The organism is Flavobacterium rakeshii (genome assembly GCF_009741375.1).
In the GTDB taxonomy this organism is placed as follows: Bacteria; Bacteroidota; Bacteroidia; order Flavobacteriales; family Flavobacteriaceae; genus Flavobacterium; species Flavobacterium rakeshii.
In genome coordinates this window covers 26,152-37,934 of the sequence record NZ_WOWP01000005.1, presented here as the reverse complement: position 1 = coordinate 37,934, position 11,783 = coordinate 26,152, and the positions used below count along the sequence as shown (strand labels likewise).

The following is an 11,783-nucleotide window of genomic DNA, read 5'->3' as shown; positions in this document are numbered from 1 at the left end:
ATTTAAATAATTAAAAAAGAGCAACTTATATAAGGTTGCTCTTTTTTTGTTTAATTTATTAACATTACAACGTTGTAGTTGTGTTTTAAATAAAAACTTCGTAAAAAATTAAGGTTAATTTTTTAGATTAAATAAAACTTAACCCTTTTAATTATGAAGTACATATCTGTTTTATTGCTTGCTGCGGCTTTTGTAAGCTGTGGTGAGGAAGCGGATGTTGAGCAAGACATCCAGACCAACAATGAAATCCCGACGACCGAGTTTAATACCAAGGCTGCGGGGGGTAAAGTAATGATGCAGGCTTTCTATTGGGATGTGCCTGCCGGAGGAACATGGTGGAATACTGTGCAGGGGAAGGTGTCTTCCTGGAGTAGTGCAGGTTTTGATGCCATTTGGCTTCCGCCTGCAACCAAGGCACAAAACGGAGGTTATTCAATGGGATATGATCCGTTTGATTATTTCGATTTTGGTAGTTATAACCAAATGGGAAGTGTAGAGACCCGCTTCGGTTCGCTTAGTGAGATACAGGCGCTCATATCGGCAGCGCATACTAACAATCTTGATGTAATTGCCGATATAGTTGTTAATCATAACAGTGGTGGGGCGTCGCAGTACAATCCTTTTACGGGGGGTAATACCTGGACTGATTTTCAGCCTGCGTCCGGTATGTTTACAAGGTCATACTATGATTTCCATCCTAACGATTATCATTCGGCTGATGCAGGGGCTTTCGGTGGCTTCCCTGACTTGTGTCATGATAAGCAGTATGTTCAGGATTGGCTCTATAATAACTCTAACTCCATTGCTAAGTATTATAAAAATGTAATGGGTTTTGATGGCTGGCGTTTTGATTATGTGAAAGGTTTTGAGCCATGGGTAGTGAAAAATTTTAAAAACGCTGTAGGTGGCTTTACGGTGGGAGAGTATTGGGATGGTAATGCTGCTACACTGGAGTCCTGGGCTAATCAGGCTGAAGCCAGTGCGTTTGACTTTGCCTGTTATTACAGGATGCGTGATGCTTTTATGGGGAACGATCTTACGCAGCTTAACGGAGATATGCTATTGAAGCGAAATTCGTATAAGGCGGTTACATTTGTAGCTAACCATGATACCGATGAAATTTATAACCATAAACTATTAGCTTATGCATATATAATGACTCATGAAGGTTATCCTTGTGTGTTCTATAGGGACTATGAGGAATGGCTTGATAAAAATAAAATGAATAACCTTATCTGGATACATAACAATAAGGCGTCGGGTACTACGTCATATCTGTATGCTGATAATGATGAATATGTTGCCAGGAGAAACGGAAGTCCGGGGCTTATAGTGTATATCAATAACAGCGATTCATGGCGGGAACGATGGGTAGATACTAATTGGGCTAATACCGTTATTAAAGATTATACAGGTAATTCAGGATGGGAGCCAACTACTCAGGCTGATACATGGGTTAAGGTAGAAGCACCGCCGCATGGATACACGGTATGGTCGGTAAAATAAAAATCGAAATTAATTGGTTGGTAATCAAAAAATATTTTATAAGTTTGCACCCTTAACGAGAGGAGGTGTTATATATGTTGATTATACCAATTAAAGACGGAGAAAATATCGATAGAGCTCTAAAGCGCTATAAGAGAAAATTTGATAAAACAGGAGTTGTTAGACAGCTAAGAAGTCGTCAGCAATTTACGAAACCTTCTGTTGTAAGAAGAGCTCAAATCCAGAAAGCAGCTTATGTTCAGGGACTAAAAGACGCTCTAGAGAGCTAGTAGTTTTTTTGAACTAAAAATAATAACCGTTAGCAGAAAAGTTGATTAACTTTGCTGTTAACGGTTTTTTTATGGTTAATTCTAAACAGGCATACGCAGATTATTTATTAAAGGAGAAGAATTATTCTCTTTTAACGCTTCGGGCTTATACTAATGATCTTTCTGATTTTGAAAAGTTTATAAAACAGGAGGATGGGAGTATTGTGCTTGAGGAAGTAGTGTATGCGCATATAAGGGGGTGGATTGTTTTTCTGGTAGAGCAGGGGTTGTCTAATCGTTCTGTAAACCGAAAAATATCTTCGCTTAAATCATTCTACAAATTTCTGTTGCGTTCAAAGCAGATAACTGCCAATCCGCTACAGAAACACAAATCACTCAAAACCGAAAAAAAAGTCCAGGTTCCTTTTTCAGAAAAAGAGCTTCAGGAGGTGTATGCTGAAGTGGAGTATTCTGATGATTTTGAAGGGGTAAGAGATAGACTTATTATTGAGCTTTTTTATACTACCGGCATACGTAGGGCAGAGCTTATTGGTTTAAAGCTTTCGTCGTATGATAAAAATGCGGGTACTTTAAAGGTTTTAGGGAAGCGTAATAAGGAAAGGATTTTGCCTGTATTGCCCTGTACGGCTGAACTTATTACTAAATATCTTACAGAAAGAAGTGAGCTTGAAAACTTTGTAGACAGGGATGTGTTAATTTTAAATAAGAGGGGTCAAAAAGTGAGCGAATCTTTTGTTTATAGGTTAATAAATAGTTACTTTAGTGTTGTCTCTGTGAAAGTAAAAAAGAGTCCGCATGTGCTTAGGCATACTTTTGCGACTCATTTGCTTAACAACGGGGCAGATTTAAACTCAGTAAAAGAATTATTAGGTCACGCAAGTTTGTCTTCCACTCAAATATATACTCACAGCAGTTTATCGGAACTTAAAAAAGTGTATAAGGATGCGCATCCCCGTAACCGAAATAATTCATAATGTTTAACTATTTAAAAGTTATGTTTATGAAAGTAAATGTTCATGCAGTCAACTTTAATGTTGACAGAAAGCTAATTGGCTATGTACAGGCAAGGTTAGATAAGCTTGATAAGTATTATGACAGGGTAGTTCATTCTGATGTGTTTTTTAAGCTGGATAATACGAGTGCAAAAGTGAATAAAATTGCAGAGCTCAAAATTAATGTGCCGGGTGATGAATTTATAGTTAAAAAGCAGTGTAAAACATTTGAAGAGGCTGTAGAATTGGCGGCTGACTCGATGGAGCGTTTATTAGTAAAGAGGAAGCAAAAAATCAGAGCGCACTCATAACTGAAAAAAAAGTTCAAAAATGTTTTGATTAAAATAAAAAATCTATACATTTGCAGTCCGTTAGAAATAGCGGACTTTTTTATTGTAAGTTGCCGGTGTAGCTCAGCTGGCTAGAGCAGCTGATTTGTAATCAGCAGGTCGTGGGTTCGAGTCCCTCCATCGGCTCAAAGTTTTTTTGAAAAGCAACTGAAAATAAGGTTAGGGGAGATACTCAAGCGGCCAACGAGGACGGACTGTAAATCCGTTGGGAAACCTTCGCAGGTTCGAATCCTGCTCTCCCCACTAAATTGAGGGTAACGAGCCTTCAGGGTTAAGCCGGTGTAGCTCAGGGGTAGAGTGCTTCCTTGGTAAGGAAGAGGTCACGGGTTCAAATCCCGTCATTGGCTCGATATTAGTAAATATTTGAACACTAATTATATAACTAAGATTAAATTATTAAATCATGGCAAAGGAAACTTTTGATCGTTCCAAACCGCACTTGAATATTGGTACTATTGGACACGTTGACCACGGTAAAACTACATTGACTGCAGCTATCACTAAAGTATTAAGTGATGCTGGTCTTTCTGAAGCAAGATCATTTGATCAGATTGATAATGCTCCTGAAGAAAAAGAAAGGGGTATTACTATTAATACATCTCACGTAGAATATGCAACTGCTAAGCGTCACTACGCTCACGTTGACTGTCCAGGTCACGCTGACTACGTTAAGAACATGGTAACTGGTGCTGCTCAGATGGACGGTGCTATCCTTGTTGTTGCTGCGACTGATGGTCCTATGCCACAAACTCGTGAGCACATCCTATTAGGTCGTCAGGTTGGTGTTCCAAGAATCGTTGTATTCATGAACAAAGTTGACATGGTAGACGATGCTGAGCTTTTAGAGCTTGTTGAAATGGAAATCCGTGATCTATTATCTTTCTATCAGTATGATGGTGATAATGGTCCTGTAGTTAAAGGTTCTGCTCTAGGTGCGCTTAACGGTGAGCAAAAATGGGTAGATACTGTAATGGAGCTTATGAACGCTGTTGATGAGTGGATCGAAGAGCCAGTACGTGATATCGAGAAGCCATTCCTAATGCCGGTTGAAGACGTGTTTACAATTACAGGTCGTGGTACTGTTGCAACAGGTCGTATCGAAACAGGTGTTGCTAACACAGGTGATCCTGTAGAAATCATCGGTATGGGTGCTGATAAATTAACTTCTACTATTACAGGTGTTGAGATGTTCCGTAAAATCCTTGACAGAGGTGAGGCTGGTGATAACGTAGGTCTACTTCTTCGTGGTATTGATAAAGCTGACATCCGTCGTGGTATGGTAATCTGTAAACCAGGTTCTGTTAAGCCACACGCTCACTTCAAGGCTGAGGTTTATATCCTTAAGAAAGAAGAAGGTGGTCGTCACACTCCATTCCACAACAACTACCGTCCACAGTTCTATGTACGTACAACTGACGTAACTGGTACTATTAACTTACCAGCTGGTGTTGAAATGGTAATGCCTGGTGATAACTTAACTATCGACGTACAATTACTTAACCCAATCGCTCTTAGCGTAGGTTTACGTTTCGCTATCCGTGAGGGTGGTAGAACAGTAGGTGCTGGTCAGGTTACTGAAATTCTAGACTAATTTATTAGTTTAAATAAATAAATTAAAGCCGGTGGCTTTTTTGTTCACCGGCTTTTATAACAAACGGGTGTAGTTCAAGGGTAGAATAGCGGTCTCCAAAACCGTTGATGGGGGTTCGAATCCCTCCACCCGTGCAAAAACTAAAAATATATGGCAAAGGTTACCAATTATGTATCAGAGGCATTTGCAGAATTAAAGACAAATGTAACGTGGCCTGAGTGGGCAGAAGTTCAAAAGCTGACCATTATTGTTGCTCTTTTTTCGATTATATTTGCCTTGGCAACATTTGGAGTTGATAGAGGGTTTGAGGTTGTTATTGCGAATATTTATAGTTTCTTAAAAAATTAATTTTATTACGATGACTGATAACAATGTCAAAAAATGGTATGTGGTTAGAGCGGTAAGCGGTCAGGAGAATAAAGTTAAAAACTACATCGAAACTGAGATAAGCAGGTTAGGGATGTCTGACTATGTTTCTCAGGTTCTTGTGCCTACAGAAAAAGTGGTACAGGTTAGAGATGGTAAAAAAATTAGCAAAGACAGAGTTTATTTTCCGGGGTACGTTATGGTTGAAGCTAACCTTACCGGAGAAGTTCCTCACGTTATAAAATCAATCTCCGGAGTTATTGGTTTCCTTGGTGAAACTAAAGGCGGAGATGCTGTACCTTTACGTATGTCTGAAGTTAACAGGATGCTTGGAAAAGTTGATGAGCTTTCTGTTAAAACAGATAATGTTGCTATACCTTACACTGTTGGTGAAACGGTTAAGGTTATAGATGGTCCTTTTAACGGGTTTAACGGTACAGTTGAAAAAGTAAATGAGGATAAGCGTAAGCTTGAGGTAATGGTGAAAATTTTCGGAAGAAAAACACCGTTAGAGTTAAGCTTTATGCAAGTTGAAAAAGTATAATTTTTGTTACACTAATATAAAATCACATCATTCGCTTCCAATGAAGATGTGCTAAATCTTTTAAAGAAATGGCTAAAGAAATTAGTAAAGTAGTTAAACTACAAGTTAAGGGAGGTGCTGCGAATCCGTCGCCACCGGTTGGACCTGCTTTGGGGGCTGCTGGGGTTAACATCATGGAGTTCTGTAAGCAGTTTAATGCTAGAACACAAGATAAACCTGGCAAAGTGTTACCAGTTCAAATTACTGTGTACAAAGACAAGTCTTTTGACTTTGTTGTTAAAACGCCACCTGCAGCTGTTCAGTTATTAGAGGCTGCTAAAATCAAATCAGGTTCAGGGGAGCCAAACCGTAAAAAGGTTGCTAGCGTTACCTGGGATCAAATCAAAGCTATCGCTGAAGATAAGATGCCTGACCTGAATGCTTTCACAATCGAGAGCGCAATGAGTATGGTTGCCGGTACTGCAAGATCTATGGGTATAACAGTATCAGGAACAGCTCCTTTTTAATCTAATTAAGAAAAAAAAGACATGGCAAAATTAACAAAAAAGCAAAAAGAGGCTGCTTCAAAAATTGAAAAGAACAAACTGTACTCTCTGAAAGATGCATCTGCATTAATCAAAACAGTTTCTTCTGCAAAATTTGATGAGTCTGTTGATATCGCAGTTCGTTTGGGTGTAGATCCAAGAAAAGCGAATCAAATGGTAAGAGGAGTTGTAACACTACCACACGGTACAGGTAAAGATGTAAGAGTTCTTGCTCTTGTAACTCCTGATAAAGAAGAAGAGGCTAAAGCTGCTGGTGCTGACTACGTAGGTTTAGATGAGTATCTTCAGAAAATCAAAGACGGTTGGACAGATGTTGATGTTATCATCACTATGCCAAGCGTTATGGGTAAGCTAGGTCCGTTAGGTCGTATTTTAGGTCCAAGAGGTTTGATGCCTAACCCTAAAACCGGTACTGTAACAATGGAAGTAGGTAAAGCGGTTCAGGAAGTGAAAGCTGGTAAAATTGACTTTAAAGTTGATAAAACTGGTATCGTTCACGCTGCTATCGGAAAAGTATCTTTTGATGCTGAGAAGATCACTGAAAACGCTCACGAAATAATTCAAACATTAGTTAAATTAAAACCAACTGCAGCAAAAGGTACATATATCAAGAGTATTCACATCTCTAGTACTATGAGTCCTGCTATTGCTTTAGACCCTAAAGCGGTATAATTGGTAGTTAAAAAGTTTTATTATGACCAGAGAAGAAAAATCAAGAGTTATTGAAGATTTAACTGCACAATTAGCCGGAACAAACGTAATCTACGTTGCTGATATTTCAGGTCTTGATGCAGAAACTACTTCAAACTTAAGAAGAGCTTGCTTTAAAGCGGGTATCAAGCTAGAGGTTGTTAAGAACACCCTGCTTGAGAAAGCGATGGAAACTTCTGAAAACAATTATGGTGACCTTCCTACTATCTTAAAAGGAAATACGTCTATCATGATTGCAGAGATAGGAAATTCTCCTGCTAAAGTAATAAAAGAGTTCCGTAAAAAATCAGACAAACCTGTTTTAAAAGGAGCTTATATAGATGAAGCAGTATTTATTGGTGATGAGCAACTAGAGGCTCTTGCTTCACTTAAATCTAAAGAAGAAGTTATCGGTGATATCATCGGGTTACTTCAGTCTCCTGCTAAAAATGTTGTGTCTGCTCTTAAATCAAGCGGCGGTAAACTTGCAGGAATTATTAAAACATTATCTGAGAAAGAAGGATAATATTTACAGCGTGTACGCACTTAATAAATTATATATTTTTCAAAATTATTAAAACGATAGAAAATGGCAGATTTAAAACAATTCGCAGAACAATTAGTTAACTTAACAGTTAAAGAAGTTAACGAACTAGCTACAATATTAAAAGATGAGTATGGTATCGAGCCTGCAGCTGCTGCTGTAGCTATGGCTGGTCCAGCTGGTCCTGGTGCTGAAGCTGCTGCTGAGCAAACTGAGTTCACTGTAGTTCTTAAAGAAGCTGGTGCTTCTAAATTAGCAGTAGTTAAAGCTGTTAAAGAACTTACAGGTCTTGGACTTAAAGAAGCTAAAGACATGGTAGACTCTGCTCCGGCTAACGTTAAAGAAGGCGTTGCTAAAGATGAGGCAGAAGGTCTTAAGAAAGCTTTAGAAGAAGCTGGTGCAGTAGTAGAGCTTAAATAAGCATACTCTTCGGTTTAAAAAACCCAGGTTTAGGCCTTGAGAAAGACTCTCAAAGGCCTAAACCATTTTTCGTATAATTAACATTTATACGTTTTCTTATAAAACTTTTTTAATCAAAATTTTGTCCATTGATGATAACAAATCAGACTGAGAGATTAAATTTTGCCTCTACGAAAAACATTCCTGCATATCCGGATTTTCTAGATATCCAGGTGAAGTCTTTCAAGGATTTCTTTCAACTGGAAACCAAATCTGACGAAAGAGGCAACGAAGGTCTTTACAACACCTTCATGGAAAACTTTCCGATTACTGATACCAGAAATCAGTTTGTACTGGAGTTCCTTGATTACTTTGTTGATCCGCCAAGGTATACAATTGAAGAGTGTATTGATAGGGGTTTAACTTACAGCGTGCCGTTAAAAGCAAGGCTTAAGTTATATTGTACAGACCCAGAACATGAGGATTTTGAAACAATTGTACAGGACGTGTATTTAGGTACTATACCATACATGACTCCTAGCGGTACTTTTGTTATCAACGGTGCAGAACGTGTGGTTGTATCTCAGTTACACAGGTCTCCGGGTGTTTTCTTCGGTCAGTCGTTCCACGCTAACGGAACAAAATTATATTCGGCCAGGGTAATTCCTTTTAAAGGTTCTTGGATAGAGTTTGCAACCGATATTAATAATGTGATGTATGCGTACATTGACAGAAAGAAAAAATTACCGGTTACAACATTATTTAGGGCAATAGGTTTTGAAAGGGATAAAGATATCCTAGAGATATTTGACCTTGCAGAAGAGGTTAAGGTTTCTAAAACCGGTCTTAAAAAGTATATAGGCAGAAGACTTGCTGCACGTGTTCTTAATACATGGCACGAAGATTTCGTGGATGAAGATACAGGTGAAGTTGTTTCTATCGAGCGTAATGAAATTATATTAGACAGGGATACTATCATTGATAAGGATAATGTTGAGGAGATTATCGATTCTAATGTAAAAACAATTCTGCTTCATAAAGAGGATAATAATCAGGCAGATTATGCTATTATCCACAATACTTTACAAAAAGACCCAACAAACTCAGAAAAAGAAGCTGTAGAGCACATCTACCGTCAGCTGCGTAATGCAGAACCGCCGGATGAAGAGACTGCTCGTGGCATCATAGATAAATTGTTCTTCTCTGATCAACGTTACAACTTAGGTGAGGTAGGTCGTTACAGAATGAACAAAAAACTTAGTCTTGACATCCCTATGGATAAGCAGGTGCTTACCAAAGAGGATATCATTACTATTGTTAAGTATTTAATCGAGCTTATCAACTCTAAAGCAGAGATTGATGATATCGATCACTTATCAAACCGTCGTGTAAGAACTGTAGGTGAACAGCTTTCAGCTCAGTTTGGCGTAGGTTTGGCTCGTATGGCGAGAACCATTAGAGAGCGTATGAACGTTAGGGATAACGAGGTGTTTACACCAATTGACCTTATCAATGCTAAAACATTGTCGTCAGTTATCAACTCTTTCTTTGGTACAAACCAGCTTTCTCAGTTCATGGATCAAACCAATCCACTTGCTGAGATTACGCACAAAAGAAGATTGTCTGCATTAGGACCTGGTGGTCTTTCGAGAGAGAGAGCAGGTTTCGAGGTGCGAGACGTTCACTATACGCATTACGGACGTTTATGTCCTATTGAAACACCAGAGGGTCCAAACATTGGTTTGATCTCTTCTCTTGGTGTTTATGCTAAGGTAAACGGAATGGGCTTTATCGAAACTCCTTACCGTAAAGTTGAAGACGGTAAAGTTGATATTGTTTCCGAACCTATTTACCTAAGTGCAGAAGAGGAAGAAGGTAAACTGATTGCTCAGGCAAATATTGAGATGAACGATAACGGTACTATTACTGCAGAGAAAGTAATTGCCCGTGAGGAAGGTGACTTCCCGGTTGTTGAGCCAAACGTTGTACATTATACAGATGTTGCTCCTAACCAGATTGCTTCTATCTCAGCTTCGTTGATTCCTTTCCTTGAGCACGATGATGCGAACCGTGCACTGATGGGATCAAACATGATGCGCCAGGCCGTACCATTGTTACGTCCTGAATCTCCTATCGTGGGTACTGGTTTAGAGCGTCAGGTAGCTTCAGATTCAAGAGTACTTATTAATGCCGAAGGCAATGGTACTGTTGAGTATGTAGATGCTAACGAGATTACTATTAAGTATGACCGTACAGACCGTGAGAGAAGTGTAAGCTTTGATACGGATGAGAAAACATACAAATTAATTAAGTTCAGAAAAACTAACCAGAGTACAAGTATAAACCTTAAACCTATCGTTAGAAAAGGTGACAGGGTTGCTAAAGGACAGGTGCTTTGTGAAGGTTATGCAACTCAAAATGGTGAGCTTGCTTTAGGTAGAAACCTTAAAGTAGCGTTCATGCCTTGGAAAGGGTATAACTTTGAGGATGCGATTGTAATTTCTGAAAAAGTTGTTCGTGATGATATCTTTACATCGATCCACGTAGACGATTATTCATTAGAGGTAAGGGATACTAAATTAGGTAACGAAGAGTTAACTAACGATATTCCTAACGTAAGTGAAGAGGCTACTAAAGATCTTGATGAAAACGGTATGATCAGGATTGGTGCAGAAGTTAAACCTGGTGATATCCTTATCGGTAAGATTACTCCAAAAGGAGAGTCAGACCCTACACCTGAAGAAAAACTACTTAGAGCAATCTTTGGAGATAAAGCAGGTGATGTTAAGGATGCTTCGTTAAAAGCTTCTCCATCATTACATGGTGTTGTTCTTGACAAAAAATTATTTGCAAGAGCCGTAAAAGATAAACGCAAACGTACAAAAGATAAAGACGATTTAACTAAACTTGAAATGGAGTTTGAAGTTAAGTTCACTGAGCTTAAAGACAGACTTATTGATAAGTTATTTAATATCGTTAACGGAAAAACTTCTCAGGGAGTAATGAATGATCTGGGTGAGGAAATTTTACCAAAAGGTAAAAAATACACTCAGAAAATGCTTTATGCTGTTGAAGATTTCGCTCACTTAACAAAAGGACAGTGGACTACGGATGACGAAACCAATGCAATGGTTAACGACCTTATCCACAACTATAAAATTAAGCTGAACGACCTTCAGGGTGCATTAAGAAGAGAGAAATTCACTATCACTGTAGGAGATGAGCTTCCGTCAGGAATATTAAAACTTGCTAAGGTTTACATCGCTAAGAAACGTAAACTTAAAGTGGGTGATAAAATGGCAGGTCGTCACGGTAACAAAGGTATTGTTGCTAAAATAGTACGCCACGAGGATATGCCATTCCTTGAAGACGGAACTCCGGTAGATATCGTTCTTAACCCACTAGGGGTACCATCGCGTATGAACATTGGTCAGATCTACGAAACTGTACTTGGATGGGCAGGTATGAACTTAGGCAAGAAATTTGCAACGCCAATTTTTGACGGTGCTTCTCTTGATGAGATCAACGCGCTTACTGATGAGGCAGGTGTACCAAGATTTGGTCATACGTACTTATATGACGGAGGTACAGGAGAGCGTTTCCACCAGCCGGCTACAGTAGGTGTAATTTATATGCTTAAGCTGGGTCACATGGTAGATGATAAGATGCACGCACGTTCTATTGGTCCTTACTCGCTTATCACGCAGCAGCCTCTTGGAGGTAAAGCACAGTTTGGTGGTCAGCGTTTTGGAGAGATGGAGGTTTGGGCACTTGAGGCATACGGTGCTTCAAGCACACTGAGAGAGATCCTGACAGTTAAATCAGATGACGTTATAGGTAGGGCTAAAACTTACGAATCTATCGTTAAGGGTGAAACCATGCCGGAACCAGGGCTACCGGAATCATTCAATGTATTGATGCACGAGCTTAAAGGTCTTGGACTAGACATCAGATTAGAAGAATAAATTTCCACGGGAATGGTGCTTT

At 39.1% G+C, this 11,783-nt stretch carries 12 protein-coding genes and 4 tRNA genes; all 16 read left to right on the top strand.

The annotated features are described in order from the left end of the window. The first annotated feature begins 153 nt into the window (after window positions 1–153). The 16 genes from GN157_RS01405 (at window position 154) to rpoB (ending at window position 11,761) form a co-directional block, all read left to right on the top strand. A complete protein-coding gene (locus tag GN157_RS01405) occupies window positions 154–1,506 on the top strand; it encodes an alpha-amylase (RefSeq protein WP_157481344.1) in 1,353 nt (450 codons plus the stop codon). 74 nt (window positions 1,507–1,580) lie between these two features. Then, complete coding sequence (rpsU, locus tag GN157_RS01400; RefSeq protein ID WP_035135481.1) at window positions 1,581–1,775, top strand: 30S ribosomal protein S21; 195 nt, start codon at window positions 1,581–1,583, stop codon at window positions 1,773–1,775. Between the two features lie 71 nt (window positions 1,776–1,846). Next, on the top strand, window positions 1,847–2,749 hold the full coding sequence (locus tag GN157_RS01395; protein WP_157481343.1) for a tyrosine-type recombinase/integrase: 903 nt from the start codon (window positions 1,847–1,849) through the stop codon (window positions 2,747–2,749). A 26-nt stretch (window positions 2,750–2,775) separates the two neighbouring features. Beyond that, window positions 2,776–3,078: a ribosome hibernation-promoting factor, HPF/YfiA family gene (gene hpf / locus GN157_RS01390; protein ID WP_157481342.1), complete on the top strand. Its 303-nt coding sequence runs from the start codon at window positions 2,776–2,778 to the stop codon at window positions 3,076–3,078. Between the two features lie 91 nt (window positions 3,079–3,169). Then, a tRNA-Thr gene (locus GN157_RS01385) sits at window positions 3,170–3,243 on the top strand. Window positions 3,244–3,279: 36 nt separating this feature from the next. Then, window positions 3,280–3,360: transfer RNA gene (locus GN157_RS01380), tRNA-Tyr, on the top strand. Window positions 3,361–3,392: 32 nt separating this feature from the next. Beyond that, a tRNA-Thr gene (locus tag GN157_RS01375) sits at window positions 3,393–3,464 on the top strand. A gap of 56 nt (window positions 3,465–3,520) precedes the next feature. Beyond that, complete coding sequence (gene tuf, locus GN157_RS01370) at window positions 3,521–4,708, top strand: elongation factor Tu (RefSeq protein WP_035135485.1); 1,188 nt, start codon at window positions 3,521–3,523, stop codon at window positions 4,706–4,708. A gap of 63 nt (window positions 4,709–4,771) precedes the next feature. Further along, a tRNA-Trp gene (locus GN157_RS01365) sits at window positions 4,772–4,842 on the top strand. A 16-nt stretch (window positions 4,843–4,858) separates the two neighbouring features. Continuing rightward, window positions 4,859–5,056, top strand: coding sequence for a preprotein translocase subunit SecE (secE, locus tag GN157_RS01360; protein ID WP_157481341.1), 198 nt, complete (start codon window positions 4,859–4,861; stop codon window positions 5,054–5,056). 10 nt (window positions 5,057–5,066) lie between these two features. Continuing rightward, the gene (gene nusG, locus GN157_RS01355) at window positions 5,067–5,618 is read left to right on the top strand and encodes a transcription termination/antitermination protein NusG (protein WP_035135489.1); all 552 of its coding nucleotides are present in this window, start codon (window positions 5,067–5,069) and stop codon (window positions 5,616–5,618) included. 68 nt (window positions 5,619–5,686) lie between these two features. Then, window positions 5,687–6,124: a 50S ribosomal protein L11 gene (gene rplK / locus GN157_RS01350; RefSeq protein WP_035135491.1), complete on the top strand. Its 438-nt coding sequence runs from the start codon at window positions 5,687–5,689 to the stop codon at window positions 6,122–6,124. A gap of 21 nt (window positions 6,125–6,145) precedes the next feature. Further along, window positions 6,146–6,835 (top strand): 50S ribosomal protein L1, encoded by a 690-nt coding sequence (gene rplA, locus GN157_RS01345; protein WP_035135493.1) that lies wholly within the window; start codon window positions 6,146–6,148, stop codon window positions 6,833–6,835. 22 nt (window positions 6,836–6,857) lie between these two features. Next, window positions 6,858–7,379 (top strand): 50S ribosomal protein L10, encoded by a 522-nt coding sequence (gene rplJ / locus GN157_RS01340; protein ID WP_035135495.1) that lies wholly within the window; start codon window positions 6,858–6,860, stop codon window positions 7,377–7,379. A 63-nt stretch (window positions 7,380–7,442) separates the two neighbouring features. Next, window positions 7,443–7,817, top strand: a complete 375-nt coding sequence (gene rplL, locus GN157_RS01335) for a 50S ribosomal protein L7/L12 (RefSeq protein ID WP_157481340.1) — start codon at window positions 7,443–7,445, stop codon at window positions 7,815–7,817. 131 nt (window positions 7,818–7,948) lie between these two features. After that, window positions 7,949–11,761: a DNA-directed RNA polymerase subunit beta gene (rpoB, locus tag GN157_RS01330; RefSeq protein ID WP_157481339.1), complete on the top strand. Its 3,813-nt coding sequence runs from the start codon at window positions 7,949–7,951 to the stop codon at window positions 11,759–11,761. The last annotated feature ends 22 nt before the right edge of the window (window positions 11,762–11,783 follow it).

Excerpts from the sequence above, each read along its gene's own strand:
- GN157_RS01405 (WP_157481344.1), top strand. The coding sequence starts at position 154 with ATGAAGTACATATCTGTTTTATTGCTTGCTGCGGCTTTTGTAAGCTGT.
- rpsU (WP_035135481.1), top strand. The coding sequence starts at position 1,581 with ATGTTGATTATACCAATTAAAGACGGAGAAAATATCGATAGAGCTCTA.
- GN157_RS01395 (WP_157481343.1), top strand. The coding sequence starts at position 1,847 with ATGGTTAATTCTAAACAGGCATACGCAGATTATTTATTAAAGGAGAAG.
- hpf (WP_157481342.1), top strand. The coding sequence starts at position 2,776 with ATGAAAGTAAATGTTCATGCAGTCAACTTTAATGTTGACAGAAAGCTA.
- tuf (WP_035135485.1), top strand. The coding sequence starts at position 3,521 with ATGGCAAAGGAAACTTTTGATCGTTCCAAACCGCACTTGAATATTGGT.
- secE (WP_157481341.1), top strand. The coding sequence starts at position 4,859 with ATGGCAAAGGTTACCAATTATGTATCAGAGGCATTTGCAGAATTAAAG.
- nusG (WP_035135489.1), top strand. The coding sequence starts at position 5,067 with ATGACTGATAACAATGTCAAAAAATGGTATGTGGTTAGAGCGGTAAGC.
- rplK (WP_035135491.1), top strand. The coding sequence starts at position 5,687 with ATGGCTAAAGAAATTAGTAAAGTAGTTAAACTACAAGTTAAGGGAGGT.
- rplA (WP_035135493.1), top strand. The coding sequence starts at position 6,146 with ATGGCAAAATTAACAAAAAAGCAAAAAGAGGCTGCTTCAAAAATTGAA.
- rplJ (WP_035135495.1), top strand. The coding sequence starts at position 6,858 with ATGACCAGAGAAGAAAAATCAAGAGTTATTGAAGATTTAACTGCACAA.
- rplL (WP_157481340.1), top strand. The coding sequence starts at position 7,443 with ATGGCAGATTTAAAACAATTCGCAGAACAATTAGTTAACTTAACAGTT.
- rpoB (WP_157481339.1), top strand. The coding sequence starts at position 7,949 with ATGATAACAAATCAGACTGAGAGATTAAATTTTGCCTCTACGAAAAAC.